Raw genomic sequence first — 22,351 nt, 5'->3', positions numbered from 1 at the left:
TATTACCTAATCTCGAACATACATTGAAATAGTATGTATTTCAAAAGAGATAGGTGATTATATGAAAAAAATTGTAGTAGCAGTCGTTATTTTTCTTGTAACATTAATTTCAATTCCACTCTCATTTCAAGTCATTTATCAAGCTAAGACAACGGGTGAATTAATTGAAAAACCAATAGGTTCATCTTCTATTGAGAAAAATCAGCAAAATAATACAGAAACAAGCGGATCAATAGCAAAAGAGCAAACGGTGACTGTTTTTCGAGAAGAAAAAAATGAGTATATTGATCTTCCGTTAGAAACTTACTTAATCGGGGTTGTTTCAGGAGAGATGCCAGCTTTATATGAACTTGAAGCTTTAAAAGCGCAAGCAGTGGCAGCAAGAACGTATACGATGCAGCTACTCAACTCTCAAGATGCTATTTATGATACCGTCAAACACCAAGTTTATTTAGATAATGAGCAGTTAAAGGAAAAATGGAAGGATAAGTTTGATATCTATTATGAAAAGGTGTCTCAAGCGGTGATGGAAACAGCTGGTCAAGTCATTACCTATGAAGAAGAACTGATTAAACCTTTTTATTTTTCAATCAGTAATGGATATACAGAAAATTCAGAGGATTACTGGTCAACTGCATATCCTTATTTAAAAAGTGTGAATAGTGAATGGGACACAACTGCTCCAAATTATGAGGTAGAAACTGAGTTTACAATCGATCAACTTCGTATTAAATTTGATAATAATAAGTTAACAAAAGATAGCTTTATCATTTTAAATAAAACAGAGGGGAATAACGTAGATGAGATTTTAGTAGGGGATAAAGTCTATTCAGGACGTGAATTTAGAGAAATTTTAAGTTTAAGATCAGCTGATTTTTCTCTTAATTTTTCTGACAATAAAGTGACAATTACGACATATGGATACGGTCATGGTGTTGGAATGAGTCAATATGGAGCCAATGAATTAGCTAAACAAGGCAAAACTTATGATGAAATCATTAGTCATTACTATCAAAATGTAAATATAATTGAAAAATATTACTAAAAATGAATAAGATGGTAAAAAAGTACTCATCATAACGGTGAGGTGATGACTATATGAAATTCAAAGAAAGAATGACAAATTTAAAAAACAAAAAATTATTCAAAAAAATCGATCCAATTAGTTTTGCGTTAGTCGTATTATTAGGAGCATCAGCAACGTTCGCAGGTGTTCAATTAGCACTAACTGGAATTAATGATCCAGCAGTATCTAATCCATCTGATGTTGTTTATACAAATGAAGATGGAACAACAACGGTTAATAAAACAACAGATGCTGAAACAGTTGCTTTATTACAAGAAGTAATTCAGTCTCCACTTGAAGGTGAAGATGTTATTGTAGCAAAAACATTCTATGATCAAACAGCAGATACATCTGTTCAAGTGAATAGTATTTTTTCTTACCAAGTAGGTGAGACAATGTATACACATGAATCTAAAGGTGTAACATTAAAAACTTCTGACAATGAAGCTACAAACGTTGTTGCAGCTTTATCTGGAACAGTTTTAAATGTAAAAGATGAAGTACTAAAAGGTACAGTTGTGACAATTGAACATAAAAATGGTGTTCAAACAGTTTATACTGGTGTTTATGATGTAGCTGTTAAAGCTGGAGATGAAATTAAACAAGGTGCTGTCATTGGTAAAACAGGACTTTCACAATTAGAACCTGATTCAGGTAATGTTGTGCACTTTGAAGTGATAAAAGATGAAGTTAAAGTCAATCCAGAGACAGTGATGGATAAAAAATTAGGTGATTTATAATAATAAAAAAGCACTAATGAAAATTAGTGCTTTTTTTGTTGAAAAATAATTTTTAGATTTTAAAATCTATAGTCGTACCTATATAATTGTGATAAAATATAAAATAGTGATGAATTATTTAGACATACTAATACTGAAAAATTAGTTTGGAGGAAGGAAAGTATGCTATTTTCGAAAGATATCGGAATTGACTTAGGTACTGCTAACGTATTAATATATGAAAAAGGCAAAGGAATCGTTCTTGAAGAACCATCTGTTGTATCAATTGATGCTCAAACAGGACGTATGATTGCCGCTGGTGAAGAAGCGCGCCAAATGCTTGGACGTACACCTGGAAAAATTGAAGTTGTTCGCCCAATGAAAGATGGAGTTATTGCTGACATTGAAGCGACAGAGATGATGTTAAAACATTTTATTAATTCATTAAATATTAAAGGAATGCTTTCACAACCTCGTATTATGATTTGTTGCCCAACTAACATCACATTAGTTGAAAAAAATGCTATTCGTGAAGCCGCAGAAAAATGTGGGGCACGTGAAGTTTTTATTGAAGAAGAACCAAAGATTGCAGCATTAGGGGCTGGAATGGACATTTCAAAACCATCGGGTAACATGGTAATTGACGTAGGTGGTGGAACAGCAGACATCGCTGTTTTATCATTAGGAGATATCGTAACGTCTGCATCAATTAAAATTGCTGGTAATCGATTTGACCAAGATATTGTAGATTACATTAAAACAAACTATAAGTTATTAATCGGTGATCGTACAGCAGAAGAAATTAAAATTAGTGTAGCTACTGTTTATCCAGAAGGACGCGAAGAAGAATTACAAGTTCGTGGACGTGATTTAGTATCAGGATTACCACGTACGATTACGATTTCATCAACAGAAGTTGAAGAAGCATTACGTGAATCAGTACGTATTATCGTTCATGCAGCAAAAAATGTACTTGAACAAACTCCTCCAGAATTATCAGCTGATATTATGAATAAAGGAATTGTATTAACTGGTGGTGGAGCTTTATTACACGGATTAGACCGTTTATTAGCAGATGAACTACATGTTCCTGTCTTTATTGCAGACAATCCATTACATTGTGTTGTTGTTGGAACAGGAATCATGCTTGATCATATTGATAAAATTCGCCGTCGTTAAGGTGATTAAAAAAGCTTCAGACACTCGTCTGAAGCTTTTTTATCATCAATAATATTTTATGAATGATATATAAGATCAGATTGATTTTTAAAGAAAACTTTTGACTTCAATTGATAAACATTCATTTTCTTTAAAAGGAATCATTATTTAAAATACTCATTTATTTTTGTATAAAAGAGATAAAAAGCAGGATGTTTACATCATAATAAATTAAAGAGAGGTGAGATAAGTGAAGCCGTTAGCTGATTTAATTCGTCCGAAAACATTAGACGAGGTCGTTGGGCAACAACATCTAATTGGAGAGAATCAGATTTTAAGAAAATTAATTGAAGTCAATCATATCCCAAATCTTATTTTTTATGGGCCTAGTGGGACCGGAAAAACAACTATTGCTAATATTATTGCGAGTCTTTCAAACAAAAAGATTTATAAGTTAAATGCGACGGATGCTAAAACAGAGGATATTAAACAAATCATTCAAAGCCTCAATACACTTGAAGGAATGAATGGAATTTTTTTATACTTAGATGAAATCCAAAATTTTAATAAAAAACAACAACAAACGTTATTGAAATATATCGAAACGGGTCAAATTACTTTAATTACAAGTACGACTGAAAATCCTTATTTTACGATTTTTAGTGCGATTTTAAGTCGCTCAACGATTTTAGAGTTTAAGCCGCTAACAAAAGAAGAAATCGTTGAAGGATTGAAGCGAGCAGTTGAACTAGTTGAATCAGAGTTTTATTTATATCCCTTAACTTATGAGGATGAGGCATTAAATTACATTGCTAATGTCGCAAATGGTGATTTAAGACGAGCACTTAATGCATTAGAAATTGCACTTTATCCAAACTGTCGTACAGAAGGATTTATTTTAGATTTGAAAGTAGCACGTGAGTGTACAGTAACAGCTGGATTTTCTTATGATCGATTTGGAGACCAACATTACAATACCATAAGTGCTTTTCAAAAATCGATTCGCGGGAGTGACCCAGATGCGGCGATTCATTACTTAGCTCGTTTAATTCAAGCAGGTGATTTGACTTCTATTTGTCGACGATTACTTGTTATTGCAGCTGAAGATGTTGGATTAGCTTATCCACAAGCAATTTCAATTGTCAAAAGTTGTACAGATGCAGCCATGCAGCTTGGGTTTCCTGAAGCTCGAATTCCGTTAGCTCAAGCCGTGATTTTACTTGCGAATAGTCCAAAATCCAATTCAGCGATTTCAGCAATTGATGAAGCATTGTCTGATTTAAAAACTGGAAACATTGGAGATATTCCAAATCACTTAAAAGACGCTCATTACGTAAAAGCTAAAGAATTAGGGCATGGCGTTGAATACAAGTTTCCACATGATTATCCTAATCATTATGTGAAACAACAGTATTTACCTAATCGTTTGAGAAATAAAACTTATTATGAACCAGCCCTCAATAAAATAGAGCAGGGATTTGTTGCTTATCAAAAATTTATTAAAAACGGTCATTAAAAAACCATTATCCAACGATTGTGGATAATGGTTTTTTATGCTTCACGATGATAGGGAACTTCTTTGAATGAGGTATCACCAGAAATAACTTCAACTTTACCATTTGTAATATCAATGATCCAAGTGGTAAACGTTTCTTCAGCATCTACATCAATGAGGACTTCAACTGAGACTTTATCCGTATAGTGTACTTGACTAATTAAAAAATCTGTTCCTTCTAATCGATTTTGAATCGTTCCAAGTAAATTGTAGTCTGCTTCTATAAACATCGTTTTCATCGTTTTACGTTCAATAACACCAAGTTCTTTAATCGCTTCTGAAACCGACTTTCCATATGTACGAATTAGTCCACCAGCCCCTAGTTTAATTCCACCAAAGTAGCGAGTCACAACGACCACGCAATTTTTAATTCCTTGTTTACGAAGAACCTCAAGCATAGGAACTCCTGCCGTTCCACTTGGTTCACCGTCATCATTTGCTTTTTGAATTTCATTGAAATCTCCGATTTGATAAGCAGAGCAGTTATGAGTGGCATTCCAATGAAGCTTTTTAATCTCTTTAATAAATTCCATCGCCTCTTGATCCGTATAAACCCGTTTGACATGACAAATAAAACGAGATTTATCGACAATAATTTCATGTTCACCATCTTGAGCGACCATTAAATAACGTTCCAAAGACATCACCTCAATTAGTTTGTTTTTATTATAACATAAAACAGTAAGTCCTTTGATATAACTTTAGACATGATTTTTATAAGGAGCATCCGTTAATCTATTAAATCTACATAGGTAAGTTGACATTTTTGATTTTTTCGCTAAAATATAAAGAAGGTTTGAAAATAAAACTATTTTTTGTCCATAATGATTAGTCGTACATTTTAGTGAAGTGAAAATATGCTATAATAATGATAGATAAAATAATGAGGTGGATTATGAAAGTCGCTATTGTAACAGACAGTCTTACTAACTTAACTTCAGTTGATTTAGAACGATATCCAGACGTATATTATGGATATTTAAATGTTATTGTTGATGGTAAAGCTTATGCAGAACAAAAAGAGATTGATAATGATCGATTATTTCGTATGATTGATGAAGGTGCCAACTATTCCACATCACAACCAGCACCGGAGGAGTTTGTTCAGTTATACACAGACTTAATTAAAAAGTATGACTATATTTTAGGATTATTCTGTACAAATAATGTAAGTGGAACGGTGAACTCAGCACGCATTGCAAGTACGATGATTGATGGAGCTGAAAATCGTATCACAGTCATCGATACGAATACAGCATCAATCGGAGTAGAAAATGTATTAATTCGTGTGTGCCAGCTTTTAGAAGAAGGGAAAAGTATTGACGAGGTTATAAAAGTCGTTGATTTTTATAAAACGCGTGGTCCTATGTACTTATACGTGGATGACTTGAATACATTAGTTCGTACAGGGCGTTTATCAAAAACAGCAGCTAGTATTGGAAATTTATTAAATATTAAACCTATCATCGGGTTATCGGATGGTAAATTAGACGTTTTTGATAAAGTACGTACGAAAAAGCGTGTGTTTAAGTGGATTGTTGAACGTTTACGTGCAGATGTTGAAAAATCAGGAAAACAAATTGTTCGTATTACACACGTTAATGCTATTGAAGGTGCTAACGAATTAAAAGCATTAATGGAAGAAGCATGTAAAGAATTAGTAGAGGTACATGTAGGAAACGAGATTGGGCCAGTTATGGCGATCCACTTCGGACGTGGTGGAGTAGGAGCCTGCTGGATGCCTGAACAATATAATATATAATTAAACTATCTTGGGAGGTAAAGATATGGTAAAAGTTGCAATCGTATCTGACAGCACAGGATGTATTCCTGCTGAAGAACTTAAAGCATTAAATATTCATATAAACTATATTTCAATTGTGTTTGGAACAGAGTCTTACCGTGAATTTATTGATATGACACCCGAAGAATTTATAGATCGTTGTGCAAACTATAGTGGATTACCAACTACATCACAACCTTCACCAGGGCAAACGATCGAATTATATGAATCATTATTTGCACAAGGATATGAAGATATTATTCACATTAACATTTCAAGTCAGTTAAGTGGAAGTCACCAAACAGCGAAAACATGTGCTGAAATGGTCAATAAAGATCATATTCATGTCTTTGATTCACGTACTGTCACGTATACACAAGGAATGTTTGCGGTTTATGCAGCGAAAAAAGCACAAGAAGGTGCTTCAGCACAAGAAATCCTTGAATACTTAGAAATGATCCGTGAAAATAATCAATTCTATGCAGCGATTAATGATTTAACGAACTTACGTAAAGGTGGACGTTTATCAAACGTTGAAGCAGCAATCGGAAGCTTACTACAAATTAAACCAATTTGTCAAATTCAACCTGATGGAACCTTACAAGCTATTGAAAAAATCCGTACGTTTAAGAAATCATTAAAACGTTTAATCGAAATTGGTAAAGAAGCTAATTTAACAGAAGATTATCAATTAGTCGTTATGCATATTGGAAATGAAGAAGGAGCAAAAATCGCTCAAGCTGAATTACAAGCAGCTTATCCAAATCATGAAGTTAAAATTTATCCAATCTCACTTGTTGTTGCCGTTCATGGTGGACCAGGTGCTGTAGCTATTGGATGGGTTAAACATAAATAAAAATGAGACTATCTCAAAAGAGATAGTCTCATTTTTTATTTAACTTAGTGTGTTACTTTTAAAAATGTGGAAAATTCTTAAAACATAGTAGATGATCCTCTTCAAATTTTTAATGTGCTTTAATGATTATTGATGTGGTAGATTTAAAAAATTTTAGGTCATACTTATTCGCAATAGACAGAGATAACTTTATCAAATATCAATAATTGCAATATTTTGTTATTTATTGTAGTGGTGTATACTTAATAGGTATAACATTCCATTTTTATTGAAATGTATGTTAGAGGATTAGACACAACTAGGAGGATTTTTAATGAGAAATTGGAGTAGAGAAGGATTACCTTTAGTATTGGTTATGATTGTTTCAGGATTTATTGTTTGGATTTCAGGATTAATTTTTGAAGGTGGATATTTACCGAATCGATTAAATCGTGACGTTCAATATTACGGTGCAACGGTATTAGAAGTTCAAGATGAAGATCTTGGGCCTGATAACTATACCGAAGAATTTATAGTTGGTATACAAGAAATACGTGTAAAGTTAACAGATGGGCCATATGAAGGAAACGAGTATACATTTAAAAATCATATTAGCCGCTTATATAACACAATTGTTAAACCGGGAACAAATATTATTGTCGGTGCTTATTTAGATGAAGGAGAAATTCTTGATTTGACTGTTAGTAGTTATAAGCGCCACCACGTATTAGTTTTATTAGGAGTTATTTTTTGTGCCTTAGTCACGTGGATTGGGAAATTTAAAGGTGTTAAGTCATTAGTCTCTTTATTCTTTACAGGAATTTGTGTGATTTTTTTAATGTTACCGTTAATGTTAGGAGGAATGCATCCTGTATTAGCTGCTCTTATTATTGTTGTTTTAAGCACATTAGTCACTTTATGGTTAGTAGCGGGATTAAACAAAAAATCTCTGACTGCTATTTTAGGAACATTAGCAGGTGTCCTAATTGCAACATTAATCGCTTATATTTTCAGTGACTTAGCTCATTTATCAGGTGGAACAATGCAAGATACTGAGGCATTACTTTATGTATCTGAAACGAGTAAGCTTCAGGTAAAAGGATTACTGTTAGCATCAATTTTAATCGCTTCTTTAGGAGCTGTAATGGATGTAGCTATGTCTATTTCCTCTTCGATGTTTGAATTAGTTTCTGTTAACTCAAAATTAACGATGAAAGAATTAATTCAAAGTGGAATGAATGTCGGAACAGATATGATCGGAACAATGACTAATACACTGATCTTAGCCTTAGCTGGAGGTTCATTAACTACTGCTATTTTAATTTACTCCGCAACAATTAGCGAAATGCAGTTAATTAACTTAGATGTTCTTGGAACAGAGTTAGTTCAGGGATTAGCTGGAAGTATTGGAATTGTTATTACTGTTCCAATCACAGTTTTAATTGCCGCCTATATGTATAAAAAAATATAGTTAAAGAAAGCTATCTCACAATGAGATAGCTTTTTAAATTCTATAATTTTACAAAATAATTAATTTATTACAAAAAAATAACAAAAAAATTGAGTTAATTTGGTATAATTTGTTTTAGTTGTGTAACTATTCAGCCACCAAGTAAATGAATTCCATTCCTTGGTGTTTTTGTTAATGATATGTAGCTCTCGTGAATAACTTACCTATTTGTAAGATTTACGTTATAATATCCTTACTATTCCAACTTTAGAAGAAGGTGTCATCTCATGTCAGAATCTGAAATCATCAAAGTTTATCAGGAGGGGATTCAATCCGTTATTAGTTTAGTTCAAGGACTTTCCACTCAAATCTCTGAGTTATCTCAGACTGTTTCAGATTTAGATGCTCGCCTTAAGAAACTTGAAAAACAATCAAATCAAACCAGTCAAAATAGTAGCTTACCTCCGTCAACCGATGGTTTTAAAAAGACAAAAAGTTTGCGTCAACCTTCAAATAAAAAACCGGGTGGTCAAGTCGGACATCAAGGTTCAACCTTAAAAATGATAAAAGATCCGGATCATGTCGTCACACATCATCCGAAAACTTGCCAAGGGTGTGGGTGTTGTTTAGAAAACGTTGAACCTCAAAAAACGATTCGACGTCAAGTTTTTGATTTACCGAGCTTAAGGCTTCAAGTGACTGAGCATCAATCCCAAATTAAAGTATGTCCTAACTGTCACTTTAAAAATGAAGGACTATTTCCGAAACATGTCACACAACCGACACAATATGGGCCACATTTAACAAGTGTATTAACTTATTTCAGTCACTATCAATTGATTCCTTTCAACCGTCTGAAACAATTGACTCAAGATATTTTCAAAGCGACCATCAGCCAAGGAACACTGGTGAATATGACGAAACGATGTGATGAGTTATTAGAAACGACTGAAGCCTCAATCAAAGAAAATCTTTTGGCATCAAATCATCTTCATTTAGATGAAACAGGCTGTTATGTCAATGGAAAGAGACACTGGCTTCACGTGACTTCAAATCAAAAATTCACGCATTACTTTGTTCATGAAAAGCGTGGCTCTCAAGCCATTGAAGCCAATGGCATTCTTCCCTCTTTCAAAGGAACCGTCATCCATGACCATTGGACCCCGTATTTTAAATATGATGATTGTACGCATGCTTTATGTAACGTTCATCATTTAAGAGAGTTTAAAGGAATCATCGATTTTGAGAACCAACAGTGGGCAAAAAACATGACGAAATTATTACTTGAAGCTAAAACTTATTCAGAAGAGACGGAATATCCTTTACCCTTATCTAAAATACAGGAGTTTGAGAAACGATACCAACAAATCATCGAAGAGGGTTACCGTGAGAATCCTTTAAAACTGCATGAAAAGAATACGGATTCCGTTCGATTACTCAATCGTTTATCGAAACGACAAGAAGAAGTATTAGAATTTCTGTATCAAGTTGAAGTTCCGTTTGATAATAATTTAGCTGAGCGTGATGTCCGAATGACTAAAACTAAACAAAAAATATCCGGATGTTTCCGAACAGAAAAAGGTGCTCATTGTTTCGCCCGAATCAGAGGTTTCATCTCTACTTGTCAAAAGCAAGGATTAAATATTATCGAAAGTATTGAAACCATTTTAATGGGAAATACGATTCAATTTTCATAACATTCACAAGGAGTACTTCACTAAATGAGCACTCCTTTTTGTGATACTCTTTTCTACTAGGCTGAATAGTTACTTAGTTGTTATAAAAGGCCAATCATATAACAGCAAATAAATAAGTGGAGGATCATATGAGGACAGTATTTTTTAAAAAGATGCTAAATAGTACGTTAGCTTTTAGTATCGTAACATCAGGAATAATTATTCCAAGCCCGAAAGTCTACGCACAGGAGATTTTTTCGGAAGTAGAACAATCTTTAATCTTTAAAGAAGGTTTTGATAACTACAAGGTAGAGATGCCTGAAGGTTGGGTGGAAGCTAATACAAAGGTAGAGCGTCCAATTTATAATAATATTGCACAAAGTGGTGAAAATGCACCTGCTGTAAAATTAGAACAAAGCGGACAGACATTAACATCACCCATCTTTAAATTGGAATCTCAAGGGAAATTATCGTTTTTAACAAAAGGAAATGGTGGAAACAATGGTTTCACATCACAACTTATTGTTGAAGTTTTAGAAAATAATGAATGGAAGATTATTTTTGAAGATGTTATTACCGAAGAAAAAGAGACATTAACATTTGATCTTTCACAAGCCGTTACTCAAGTTCGATTTGGAATTAAAAAATCATTAGGAAATATTTCAATCGATGATATTGCTATTTATGGAACGGGAACAATGGGAGAAGATTCAACAGAAGAAACACCAGGCAACGATTCAGAGTCTAAACCAGAAGTGGATGCTTATGGTGAATTAGTTGTATCTGGTGCCTCAACACTTGAAGTTGGAATGACTTCGACATTACAAGTGACAACGACTGAAGGAGAAGTAGTCTCAGATGTTACATTTGAATCAACAGAATCAAATGTTTTAAAAGTTAATGATGCAGGAAAAATGCAAGCGTTAGCGACAGGAGTTAGTCAAGTTGCTGCAACAACAATGATTGATGGTAAGAAATATGTCGGACAAAAACGTATTGAAGTGACAGAAAGTAAAGATTATCCTGTTACTGTTTTTAACGAAGGATTTAAAGATTTTCCTAAACTAGCTGAGGGATGGGAAACTAACTCAACAAGTGACGATAAGTATAATTCTGGAAACGTAGCAGCTCCTTCCGTTAAATTCTCTAAAAAAGGACAATACATTACAACTGAGGAGTTCCGTTTAGTTGAAAATGGATTATTGAAATTTGCAGCTAAAGGAAATAGCTCACAGGCAAGTGGTACAACAGTTTTACGTGTACAGTATCAATCAAATTTCAAAGATGAGTGGAAAGACTTAGCGATGTTTAACTCATTTGAAGCGAAATACGAAAACTACGGAGTTCGTATTCCAGAAGATGCAACACGTATTCGAATTTATATTGAAGAAAAAGGACAAATGAATATTGCCTTTGATGATATGAGCTTATATGCACAAGCATTAGGGGAAAAAGAAGAGGATACTGAAGCGCCAGTCATTTCGTTAGTTGATATCGTAGATTCAGGAAATTTAGATTATGATATGACTGTTAAAGCTAAGGTAACAGATAATCGTAAAGTGGGAGATGTCACGTTATTTTATCGCGTGATTGGAACAGAAGATTTTAAATCAGTTCCAATGGGATTGATAGATGGTGTTTATCAAGGTGTTATTTCTAAGAAAGAATTAGATGCTAAAGGAATTGAATATAAGATTGAAGCTTCTGATATTGAAGGAAATAAAGCAACCTCAGAAACAATGACAGTTAAAGTTTCATCAGATGATTACACGAAACCAGAAATTACATCAGTTTCACCTGCTGATAACGCAAACTTAGGTAAAAATAAAACACCTAAAATTTCAGCTAAATATTGTGATCGTTCAGGAATTAATATCGATTCAATTAAGTTATTCTTTAATGAAAATGATATTACCGATAAAGCAGTAGTGACTGAAACAGAACTAAGTTACCAAGTTGATGAAGCATTAGAAAATGGAACTTATACAGTGAAGTTACAATTAGCAGATAAAGCAGGTAATGAAACTGAAAAAGAGTGGACATTTAAGGTAGCGGATGTGGCACGAAACTTATACTTTGGTCAATTACACTCACATACTAATTTATCAGATGGTGCTGGATCAATTGATGATGCTTACACTTATGCTAAAGATAAAGCCGGTGTAGACTTCTTAGCTGTAACAGACCACTCAAACTCGTTTGATAATGATACAGAGGCAAATATTGCTGATGGATCAATGAGTGAGAAATGGCAAACTGGATTAAGTGCGGCAGATAAATATAATAAAGATCATGAGTTTACAGCTATTTATGCCTATGAGATGACATGGTCAGCAGGTACTGGAAAGTACGGTCATATGAATACATTCAATACACAAGGATTCGAAACTCGTACAAATGCTGCGATGAATTTACGTAATTATTACGAAGCTTTAAAAACCCAATCACAATCTGTTTCACAGTTCAATCACCCAGGGACAACATTCGGAGATTTCGTAGATTTTGGTTTTTATGATGAAGAAATTGACGAGTTAATTACATTAATTGAAGTTGGAAATGGTGATGGACCAATTCGCAGTAGTGCACACTTCCCATCATATGAGTATTATACACGTGCATTAGATAAAGGATGGCATGTTGCTCCTACAAACAATCAAGATAATCATAAAGGTTTATGGGGAAATGCCAATACAGCTCGTACAGTTATTGAAGCTGAAGAGTTAACACGCGATAGTTTATATGAAGCGATTCGTGAACGCCGCGTTTATTCAACGGAAGATGAAAACTTACACATTTCCTACGAGTTAAATGGGGCAACAATGGGATCAATTTTATCTGAACAAGATTCAGCTGAAGTTTACATCAAAGTAATGGATCCAGATGCTTCAGATACAATTGATAAAATTCAATTAATTACAGATGGTGGACGTGTTGCTCATGAAATTACGGATGTTGATGCAACAGAGAAAGAGTGGGCATTCTCATTTGAACCAGAAGTTTCATCAACATACTACTATGTTAAAGTAACACAAAATGATTTAGATATCGCGGTAACGGCTCCAGTGTGGATTGGCGAAAAAGAAAATGTTGGGATTTCAAGTGTAACAGCAAGTTCTTCAAAATTATTAGTTGGAGATGAGGTTACAGTTGATGCAGTTGTTTATAATAATGAACCAACTGCTATTACAAATGTAAAAGTAGAATATTTCTTAAATGGTTCAACAACAGCTGTAGCTAAAGATGTTTTAGCAAATATTGCTCCGTCAGATACAGCAACGTTAAGTGCTAAATTTCCACTAACTAAAAAAGGTAAAAACGTAATCGAAGCGGTCATTACATTAAACATTAATGGCGCAGAACGTACTTATACAGAGCGTATTGAAGTAAGAACATTTGATACAACTGAAGTTAGTCATGTTTTAATTGATGGAAGTAAGGAAAATGGCTATGTGACAGGAACTTATCCAGATAACATGAAATATGTAACGGAGCTAGTTGGTCAAGAAGGTGGAATTGTTAAAATCAATAAAGAGACGATTACCCCAGAAATATTAAACGGAATTGATGTATTAATCATTACGGATCCAAGTGATAAGTTTTATTATAGTGATGATGAAGTTTTGGCAATTAAAGCTTTTGTTGAAGCGGGTGGAGATTTAATTATTACGTCTAAAGCAGATTATAAAGATGCAGAAGGAGAATATCAAAACGCCACTCAAGGAAATAAAATTTTAGAATCAATTGGAGCAACTATTCGTTTTAATGACGATCAAGTCATCGATCCAGTAGAAAATGGTGGACAAACTTATCGTTTATACTTTGATGATTATAATGAAGAAAGTATTTATACTAAAGGAATAGACTTTGGTAAAATCGAGCAAGGAAATGCTAAGAATACGGACTATAAATTTAGTTTCTATAGTGGAAACTCAGTATTAATTCCACAAGGGGCAAAAAATATAGATGCTGTTGTGCGTGGACACGAAACAACACAAAGTGATGATGCAGATAAAAAAGGTGATAATACACCTGTTTCTGGAAATGATATTATTGCTTTAGCGGTTGAAACGTTGCCAAACGGTTCGAAAATTGTGGCTTCAGGTGTGACGTTCTTCTCAGATTTTGAAGCTGATCCAAACCGTGATTATTCAAATCGTACGATCATCAAAAATCTTATTAATGATTTAGCTCCAGCAAAAGCAGCACAAATTACACCGATTGCTGAGTTACATGTTGATGAAAACGGAGATAATGAACCGGATTTAAAAGGTGAAACTCGTACGATTGAAGGAATCGTAACAGCTGGAAACTCAAATCCATTAACATCATTCTTCGATGTTGTTTATGTACAAGATGAAACAGGTGGAATTACAATTCATCCGATTGCTAATACAAAGTTAAAATTAGGGCAAAAGGTACGTATTACTGGAGTCGTTGGATCATATGAAGGGGATACGCAATTAGGTGAAGTTCAAGAATTAACTGACGTAGAGATTATCAATGAATCGATTAACTTAGTTGACGCAACAGCTTTATCAACAGCAGACAGTATGTTAGAAAAGTATGAAGGATTACTAGTATCTGCTCAAGGAATTGTTAAATCAATTGATGTAAAAGCCGGAAACATTATTATTAACGATGGTTCGGGAGATGCTCGTGTTCATATCAACGGATATATTGGTGGTGGAACATCAGGAGATCAACCTGAAACATGGTCATCACGTATTCAAGTAGGTGATACATTATCAGTTATTGGTTTAGCAGCCGAAGATGCCGCTGGAAAACGAATTCGTGTACGCGATACAGATGAAGTTATTGTAGTTAACGAGTCACAAGATGCGGAAGTAAATGTTCCACAATCATTAAAAGATAAAATTGATACAGGTGTGTTATTGCCAGTCTCAGGAGATGCAACTAAGGAAAATCCACTAGTGTTGCAAGTAGCTGATAATGCAACAGTAGAATCAATTAAGAAGTTAATTGATGGATATGAAGTCATCGTAAAGATTGCTAACGCACGTCAAGAGATCACTTATAACTTAATATTAAAGAATTCACAAGACACGCATTATTTATCGTTAATGGTTTCACCAAGTAATACTGAAGTCATTAATTATTTAAATCAGTTATTAGACAATAATGAAAACGAAAATAATGGCGAAAACGGAAACAACAACGGAAACGGAAATAACAATGGAAACGGAAACAACAACGGAAACGGAAACAACAACGGAAACGGAAACAACAACGGAAACGGAAATAACAATGGAAACGGAAATAACAACGGAAACGGAAATAACAACGGAAACGGAAATAACAACGGAAACGGAAATAACAATGGAAACGGAAACAACAACGGAAATGGAAATAACAACGGAAACGGAAATAACAACGGAAACGGAAACAACAACGGAAACGGAAACAACAATGGAAACGGAAATAACGCTTCTATAGTAACACCAGAAACAGGGTATGGATATTTAATGAATTGGTTAGTAGTAGGAACGATTCTTTTAGTGATTGGATATACTATACAATTAACAAATAAACGTCACTCTAAATCAGAGTAATCATATTTTTGAAGAAGCTATCGAACAATGGGTAATTAAGTTTATCTAACTTCGATAGCTTCTTTTTTATTTTCTTAGGTTATCAGACTGTTTAACTTTAGGTTTGTCTCATCTGTGATAAATGAATAGATTAAACATGAGCATACTAAACTCAAAGGAGTGTGAGGTTAGTGATTACAACTGTAACGTTAAATCCTGCATTAGATAAATTAATGCAAATTGATCATATTGAGATTGGTGAAACCAATCGTGCTGAACTTTTAAGTGCATCTGCTGCCGGAAAAGGAATCGATGTTGCTAAAGTTTTAAGAGATTTTAATCATGAAGTGAGTGCAACTGGTTTTTTAGGAGGAATGGTCGCTCCGATTTTTAGACAATGTTTTGAAGAAGAGAAGATTCATGATCATTTTGTCTCAATTGCTGGAACAACTCGAACAAATATTCAACTATTCGATACAAAAGGAAAGCGAACTGAATTACTTGAAAAAGGTCCTAAAGTTGATGCCCATGAACTGAATCAATTACTACAAAAAGTAGAAAAACTAGCAAAGCAAAGTACGGTTGTCGCGATTTGTGGGAGTGCTCCTCAAGGGATTGATGAATCTTATTTTAAAAAGCTTATTCAAGTAGCGAAAGCAAATTGTGATCAAGTCATTGTGGATACATCAGGCCCTTTACTAAAAGTAGCCATTCAAGAAAAAGCAAAATTAATTAAACCAAATAAAGATGAAATGCTTGAGCTAATGAATCAAAAAACTGCAACAGATGAACAAATGATTGAATATGCTCAAAATATTTGTAAAAAAGGCATCACTTATGTTTTAGTTTCACTTGGTAAAGAAGGTGCGATGCTTGTTTCTGAGCATGGGGTTTGGAAAGGTAAAGCACCAGAAGTAGAAGTGAAAAGTACACTTGGTTGTGGAGATACAGTTGTCGCCTCAATGTGTCTTTCATTGACGGAAGGAGACGATCCATCGACAATGCTTCAAAAAGCAATTGCCTTATCAAGTGCAAATGCAATGACGTTTGAGACAGCCCATGTGATCCAACAAGATTACCAGTCGTTATTACCTCGCTGTCAGGTGGAAAAAATTAAATAAAAGAAATGAATCACCTGTAACGTAGGTTATGTTAGAGGTGATTTTTTTATGGTCGATGTGAGTGGACGAGAATGGACGGAGGAGGAGTACCTAAAAAGGATAAAAGAAGGCGTTGTTCAGGAAAAAAATGTTGTGAGAGTTATAGGAGTAAATAATAAAAGATGCGAGCGTTGTTTAAATGAATCAGATGAATGGTTCGGAACCTTTTTATATCACGAGAAAACCATTACTTACTGCCGCCAATGCTTAGACTTTAAGATGGTAGACAGTGAGCATTATCTCTATCGGTCATTAATTAGGGCCAGTATTTCTAAAAATGCACATGTATTAAACGCTGACTTTAAATTATCTTTACTTCAGCAAAAAGCTTCTAATTTTTCAAAGTCAATTTTAAATAAGAATGAAGTTGGCTTGATCTGGGCTGTATGTGGAGCTGGGAAAACGGAAATGATGTTTGAAACGATATCTCTTGCATTAAAGCAACAAAAACGAGTGTGTTGGGCGATTCCAAGAACGGATGTTGTGATTGAGTTAGTTCCCCGTCTTAAAAAAGCTTTTCCACATGCTAAAGTGATTGGTCTTCATGGACATTCCGATGAGAAAAATGATTATGGAGATATTGTCATTAGTACCACTCATCAATTGATTAGGTTTTATCAAGCCTTTGATTTATTAATTATTGATGAAGTGGATGCCTTTCCTTATACGTTTGATGAGATGTTACCAAGATTAGCGAAAAAAGCTTGTAAGCCAACCTGCGCGACTATTTATTTATCTGCAACCCCTTCAAAAGCTGATCAAGTAGCGATTAAAAAGGGGGCGCTTAAATGTTGTTTGATTCCTGCTAGATATCATTTGTATGCGCTCGATATTCCTAAGTTTCAATGGGCTGGAAATCTTGAGCGAGCTTTGAAAAAAGGATTACTTCCGCATGTCGTTTTAAAATGGATAAGGAACAAGATTATGACGCAACGACGAGCCCTTTTATTTGTTCCAACGATTGAAGCGGGGCATCTTCTTCAACAAGCATTGAAGAAATTGATGAGGTTAGAAGTTGATTTTGTCTATTCAAGTGATAGTGACAGACTCGAGAAGGTGAAGAAATTTAAAGAAGGAATGGGGCAATTTCTTATTACGACAATGATTTTAGAGCGTGGAGTGACCATAGCTAATATTGATGTAGCAATTTTTTGTGCTGAACATGAGGTATATGAAGAAAGTGCTCTTGTACAAATTAGTGGAAGAGTGGGGAGAAACCCAAGCTATCCCCATGGAGAGATTGTGTTGTTTCATTATGGAGTGACTCAGGCGATGGATAGCGCACGCGAACAAATTAAGCGAATGAATCAAATGGCTCAACAACAGGGTTTGTTAAAGGAGGAGCGATGAGATGAACTGTTTAGTCTGTCATCAAGAGATCACTATCCAAAGATTTCATGATTTTTTATCTATTGGGCCTCTAAAACTTTGTTGTCGCTGTGAGTCAAATTTTATTTTTAAAAAAGACGCCGTTTTATTTGAGAATAACGAATGGCTTCAAGGTGTCATCACTCGCTTAGGAAAAGGAGATGTAATCTTAATTGATTTGTTTTTTCCAGCTCTTGAAAGGAGGATTAAGAAGCAACTGAAAAAAGGAAACCAAGTGACCATTCTAGAGATTGATAGTCAGGCACCTTATCCTTGGTTTTTCATTTTAATCGAGCAAGTGAAACAAAGACTTCCGTTGCCAGTAGACATATTAATCGTTTCAAAGGAATTATCTAACGATCAAACGATAAGATTATACTAAGCGTATCCATTAAATTTTTATAATCGTTTTCTAGGTATAAATAGGTGGATGACTGACTAAACTTAAATAAGAAATATTAATACAATAAAGAAATTTTCAATTAGATTTTTAAGAAAAAAGTTACGTTCGACAAAAATCGGAAAACGCTTTCTATTACTTCGGATTTGTATTATAATAAAAGTACATCAGATAGATAGGAGTGATTCTAATGAGAATTCAAATTAGGGGAGCTAATCGTTTTGTAGTCACAGATGCAATTAAAAATTACATTGAAGAAAAGGTAGGCAGTCTGCAGCGATTCTTGCCGACTAATCAAGATTTAGAGGCTCGCGTCTACATTAAGATTTATGATGTCATTCAAAAAGTGGAAGTTACGATTCCAGGAAATCAATTTATTCTTCGCGCTGAAGAAGAAAGTGATAATTTATATGCAGCGATTGATTTAGTGGTAGATAAATTAGAACGTCAAATTCGTCGTCATAAAACAAAAGCAAATAAGAAGATCCGTGAACGCGAAGGAATTAGTAATTATTTTATCAATATGGATGATACACCAGAAGTTTATAATAAACATGATGAGATTCCTTATAAGATAAAAAATGTTCATTTAAAACCAATGGATGTTGAAGAGGCGATTATGCAATTAGAGTTATTAGGTCATGATTTTTACGTTTATCGAGATATGGAAGTCGATACTGTTTGCGTCGTATATCGTCGTAAAGATGGAAAATATGCCGTTATTGAAACTAATCACTAATAAAGAGAACAAAAAGACTATCTTAGATAGTCTTTTTGTTCCATCTGAAGTTTTTTAAAAGCTGTCTTAACTAAGAGACAGCTTTTTATATGAGTAAAGTCGCCATTTAAGATTCGAAATTCTATTATAAAAACTAAGTATTTAATCAAGTCTTGAGATCAAATTTATGCCGTAGGAGTAAAGTGAAAAAGAATATAGGTAAAAATTAGGTCACATTGTGTCCAAGTGGGGATTTTTTATGTACATGTTTACTTAAAAGTGGTAACATTATGTTAATAAAAAGAGTATTAGCTAACTAGGGTTAGTTAAAGATAGACAAGGAGCGATGATGATGATTGCAGCTATTAAGAAAATGTTAGATCCAAGTGTGAAAGTACTAAAGCGCGCCGATAAATTAGCCGATGAAGTAATTGCTTTAGAACCACATATGCAACAACTAACAGATGAGCAACTTCAAAATAAAACATTAGAGTTTAAAGAGAGAATTGAAAAAGGGGAAACATTAGATGACTTATTAGTTGAAGCATTTGCTGTTGTTCGCGAAGCATCAACTCGTGTACTAGGAATGAAACCATATAAAGTACAGATTATTGGGGGAATTGCTTTACACGGTGGGAATATTGCTGAGATGAGAACGGGTGAAGGTAAGACATTAACTTCTACCATGCCTGCTTACTTAAATGCGTTAGAAGGTAAAGGGGTTCATATCATTACCGTCAATGAATACTTAGCTAGTCGTGATGCGCGTGAGATGGGAGAACTATATCGTTGGCTTGGGTTAACGGTTGGATTAAACTTAGCAGGAATGCCATCTGAAGAGAAAAAGAAACAATATGCTTGCGACATTACGTACTCAACAAATAATGAATTAGGGTTTGATTATTTAAGAGATCACATGGTTTTATATGCAAAACAAATGGTACAACGTAAATTAAACTATGCGATTGTTGATGAAGTTGATTCTATTTTAATTGATGAGGCACGTACACCGTTAATTATCTCAGGTGGACAAAAGCGTACGGCAAATCTTTATGCTCATGCGGATCGATTTGTTAAAACATTAAAAGATGAAGAAGATTATAATATTGATATTAAAACAAAAAATATTCAGCTAAATGAAGGTGGAATTGAAAAAGCTGAACGTGCCTTTCGCATTGATAACTTATATGATATTAAGCATGCCGTTTTATTACACCACATTAATAATGCCTTAAAAGCAAATTATATTATGGCTCGTGACGTAGACTATGTGATTCAAGACGATGAAGTCGTGATTGTTGACCAATTTACGGGACGTTTAATGAAAGGTCGTGCCTATTCAGAAGGACTTCATCAGGCGATTCAAGCGAAAGAAGGCGTTTCAATTAAACAAGAAACGTCAACATTAGCGACGATTACGTTCCAAAACTTATTCCGCTTATATAATAAGTTATCAGGAATGACAGGAACGGCAAAAACAGAGGAAGAAGAGTTCCGTAATATTTATAATATGATGGTTGTTGAAATTCCAACGAATCGTCCAATTGCGCGTGTTGATGCCCCAGACTTAGTCTATAAGGATATGAATGCAAAATTTAATGCGGTTGTTAATGAAGTCATTGAGTGTCATAAAAAAGGACAGCCAGTCTTACTTGGAACAGTAGCAGTTGAAACATCAGAGTATATTTCACAGTTATTAAAACGTAAAGGCATTCCTCATAACGTATTAAATGCGAAAAATCATGAACGAGAAGCAGAAATTATTATGGATGCTGGAAATAAAGGGGCTGTAACAATCGCCACGAACATGGCAGGGCGTGGAACAGATATTAAGTTAACAGATGAAGTAAAAGCGTTAGGTGGATTAGCTGTTATCGGAACAGAGCGCCATGAATCACGCCGTATCGATAATCAGTTACGTGGACGTTCAGGTCGTCAAGGAGATCCAGGTTATACTCGTTTTTATTTATCGTTCCAAGATGAATTAATGCGTCGTTTCGGTTCAGATCGTATGCACGTGATGGTTGATAAATTAGGGATGGATGAAAATGAACCGATTGAAAGTAAAATGGTAACTAAAGCAGTGGAATCGGCTCAAAAACGTGTTGAAGGTAATAACTACGACATGCGTAAAAACTTACTTGAATATGATGATGTCATTCGTCGTCAACGTGAAGTCATTTATGGACAACGTCAAGATATTTTAGAAACAGAAGATTTAACAGACATTATTTTTGGTATGGTGGAATCATCTGTCACACGTTTAGTTCAAACATTTTCTTCAGCAGATAGCTCTGAATCTAAAAATAAAGAAGCTAATCAGTATAATTATGAAGGGCTATTAAACTACTTAAATACGAACCTATTCCCGATTAATAAAGTTCAATTATCTGATTTAGAAGGAAAAACAGAAGAAGAAATGATTGATTATGTAGCGAACCTTGTTAAAGACGATTATCGTGAAAAAGAACAATCAATTGATCCATCAATTTTCCATGAGTTCCAAAAAGTTATTGTATTACGTGTGGTTGATACACATTGGATGAATCACATTGATGCAATGGATGCTTTACGACAAGGAATCCATTTACGTTCTTATGGACAAATCAATCCATTACATGAGTATCAAAGTGAAGGGTTTGAAATGTTTAATCGCTTAATTGAACGAATCGAAGATGATGTAACACGTTATATTTTACGTGCAGAAATTCGTCAAAACTTACAACGTGAAGAAGTCGCAAAACCAACAGCTACAAATAGCGGAAAAGAAGAGAAAAAACGTCCAGTCACTCGTAGTGCACAAAAAGTGGGTCGCAATGAGGAATGTCCATGTGGAAGTGGAAAAAAATATAAACAATGTTGTGGAAAAGAAAGCTAGAAGTTATTTGCTGAATCAGATAACTAACTTCTGATG

15 protein-coding genes are annotated in these 22,351 nt (G+C 34.3%); 14 read left to right on the top strand and 1 reads right to left on the bottom strand.

Annotated features, from left to right (window positions below):
• Window positions 1–61: 61 nt before the first annotated feature.
• The 4 genes from spoIID to JRC48_RS08250 all read left to right on the top strand — a co-directional run bounded on the left by spoIID (window position 62) and on the right by JRC48_RS08250 (window position 4,459).
• Window positions 62–1,045 carry a stage II sporulation protein D gene (spoIID, locus tag JRC48_RS08265; RefSeq protein WP_235069127.1) on the top strand — a complete coding sequence of 328 codons (984 nt, stop codon included), beginning with the start codon at window positions 62–64 and terminating at the stop codon, window positions 1,043–1,045.
• A gap of 53 nt (window positions 1,046–1,098) precedes the next feature.
• The gene (locus tag JRC48_RS08260; protein ID WP_235069126.1) at window positions 1,099–1,806 is read left to right on the top strand and encodes a M23 family metallopeptidase; all 708 of its coding nucleotides are present in this window, start codon (window positions 1,099–1,101) and stop codon (window positions 1,804–1,806) included.
• A 162-nt stretch (window positions 1,807–1,968) separates the two neighbouring features.
• Window positions 1,969–2,964 carry a rod shape-determining protein MreB gene (gene mreB, locus JRC48_RS08255; protein WP_235069125.1) on the top strand — a complete coding sequence of 332 codons (996 nt, stop codon included), beginning with the start codon at window positions 1,969–1,971 and terminating at the stop codon, window positions 2,962–2,964.
• 229 nt (window positions 2,965–3,193) lie between these two features.
• Window positions 3,194–4,459, top strand: coding sequence for a replication-associated recombination protein A (locus JRC48_RS08250; RefSeq protein WP_235069124.1), 1,266 nt, complete (start codon window positions 3,194–3,196; stop codon window positions 4,457–4,459).
• A gap of 35 nt (window positions 4,460–4,494) precedes the next feature.
• Here JRC48_RS08250 and JRC48_RS08245 read toward each other — a convergent pair whose 3' ends face one another.
• Window positions 4,495–5,136 (bottom strand): YigZ family protein, encoded by a 642-nt coding sequence (locus tag JRC48_RS08245; RefSeq protein WP_235069123.1) that lies wholly within the window; start codon window positions 5,134–5,136, stop codon window positions 4,495–4,497.
• 257 nt (window positions 5,137–5,393) lie between these two features.
• On the opposite strand from JRC48_RS08245, the gene JRC48_RS08240 reads away from it, so the two are divergent.
• The 10 genes from JRC48_RS08240 to secA all read left to right on the top strand — a co-directional run bounded on the left by JRC48_RS08240 (window position 5,394) and on the right by secA (window position 22,315).
• A complete protein-coding gene (locus JRC48_RS08240; protein ID WP_235069122.1) occupies window positions 5,394–6,260 on the top strand; it encodes a DegV family protein in 867 nt (288 codons plus the stop codon).
• Window positions 6,261–6,285: 25 nt separating this feature from the next.
• Complete coding sequence (locus tag JRC48_RS08235) at window positions 6,286–7,137, top strand: DegV family protein (RefSeq protein WP_235069121.1); 852 nt, start codon at window positions 6,286–6,288, stop codon at window positions 7,135–7,137.
• Between the two features lie 313 nt (window positions 7,138–7,450).
• Complete coding sequence (locus JRC48_RS08230) at window positions 7,451–8,587, top strand: YibE/F family protein (RefSeq protein ID WP_235069120.1); 1,137 nt, start codon at window positions 7,451–7,453, stop codon at window positions 8,585–8,587.
• Window positions 8,588–8,853: 266 nt separating this feature from the next.
• Window positions 8,854–10,263 (top strand): IS66 family transposase, encoded by a 1,410-nt coding sequence (locus tag JRC48_RS08225; protein WP_235069119.1) that lies wholly within the window; start codon window positions 8,854–8,856, stop codon window positions 10,261–10,263.
• 128 nt (window positions 10,264–10,391) lie between these two features.
• A complete protein-coding gene (locus JRC48_RS08220; protein ID WP_235069118.1) occupies window positions 10,392–15,812 on the top strand; it encodes a CehA/McbA family metallohydrolase in 5,421 nt (1,806 codons plus the stop codon).
• Window positions 15,813–15,982: 170 nt separating this feature from the next.
• On the top strand, window positions 15,983–16,912 hold the full coding sequence (gene pfkB, locus JRC48_RS08215; RefSeq protein WP_235069116.1) for a 1-phosphofructokinase: 930 nt from the start codon (window positions 15,983–15,985) through the stop codon (window positions 16,910–16,912).
• A gap of 48 nt (window positions 16,913–16,960) precedes the next feature.
• Window positions 16,961–18,301 (top strand): DEAD/DEAH box helicase, encoded by a 1,341-nt coding sequence (locus tag JRC48_RS08210; protein WP_235069112.1) that lies wholly within the window; start codon window positions 16,961–16,963, stop codon window positions 18,299–18,301.
• A gap of 1 nt (window position 18,302) precedes the next feature.
• On the top strand, window positions 18,303–18,701 hold the full coding sequence (locus JRC48_RS08205) for a hypothetical protein (protein WP_235069110.1): 399 nt from the start codon (window positions 18,303–18,305) through the stop codon (window positions 18,699–18,701).
• 208 nt (window positions 18,702–18,909) lie between these two features.
• Window positions 18,910–19,458, top strand: a complete 549-nt coding sequence (gene hpf, locus JRC48_RS08200) for a ribosome hibernation-promoting factor, HPF/YfiA family (protein WP_235069108.1) — start codon at window positions 18,910–18,912, stop codon at window positions 19,456–19,458.
• A gap of 331 nt (window positions 19,459–19,789) precedes the next feature.
• On the top strand, window positions 19,790–22,315 hold the full coding sequence (secA, locus tag JRC48_RS08195; RefSeq protein WP_235069104.1) for a preprotein translocase subunit SecA: 2,526 nt from the start codon (window positions 19,790–19,792) through the stop codon (window positions 22,313–22,315).
• The last annotated feature ends 36 nt before the right edge of the window (window positions 22,316–22,351 follow it).

Origin of the sequence: Turicibacter sp. TJ11 (genome assembly GCF_021497505.1) — a bacterium.
In the GTDB taxonomy this organism is placed as follows: Bacteria; Bacillota_I; Bacilli_A; order MOL361; family Turicibacteraceae; genus Turicibacter.
Note: the sequence above shows the minus strand (reverse complement) of the source record. Positions and strands in the feature narration are given on the sequence as shown.

Coding starts and splice junctions, on each gene's coding strand:
- JRC48_RS08220 (WP_235069118.1), top strand. CDS start 10,392: ATGAGGACAGTATTTTTTAAAAAGATGCTAAATAGTACGTTAGCTTTT.
- mreB (WP_235069125.1), top strand. CDS start 1,969: ATGCTATTTTCGAAAGATATCGGAATTGACTTAGGTACTGCTAACGTA.
- JRC48_RS08235 (WP_235069121.1), top strand. CDS start 6,286: ATGGTAAAAGTTGCAATCGTATCTGACAGCACAGGATGTATTCCTGCT.
- JRC48_RS08240 (WP_235069122.1), top strand. CDS start 5,394: ATGAAAGTCGCTATTGTAACAGACAGTCTTACTAACTTAACTTCAGTT.
- JRC48_RS08210 (WP_235069112.1), top strand. CDS start 16,961: ATGGTCGATGTGAGTGGACGAGAATGGACGGAGGAGGAGTACCTAAAA.
- hpf (WP_235069108.1), top strand. CDS start 18,910: ATGAGAATTCAAATTAGGGGAGCTAATCGTTTTGTAGTCACAGATGCA.
- JRC48_RS08225 (WP_235069119.1), top strand. CDS start 8,854: ATGTCAGAATCTGAAATCATCAAAGTTTATCAGGAGGGGATTCAATCC.
- JRC48_RS08230 (WP_235069120.1), top strand. CDS start 7,451: ATGAGAAATTGGAGTAGAGAAGGATTACCTTTAGTATTGGTTATGATT.
- secA (WP_235069104.1), top strand. CDS start 19,790: ATGATTGCAGCTATTAAGAAAATGTTAGATCCAAGTGTGAAAGTACTA.
- spoIID (WP_235069127.1), top strand. CDS start 62: ATGAAAAAAATTGTAGTAGCAGTCGTTATTTTTCTTGTAACATTAATT.
- JRC48_RS08260 (WP_235069126.1), top strand. CDS start 1,099: ATGAAATTCAAAGAAAGAATGACAAATTTAAAAAACAAAAAATTATTC.
- JRC48_RS08205 (WP_235069110.1), top strand. CDS start 18,303: ATGAACTGTTTAGTCTGTCATCAAGAGATCACTATCCAAAGATTTCAT.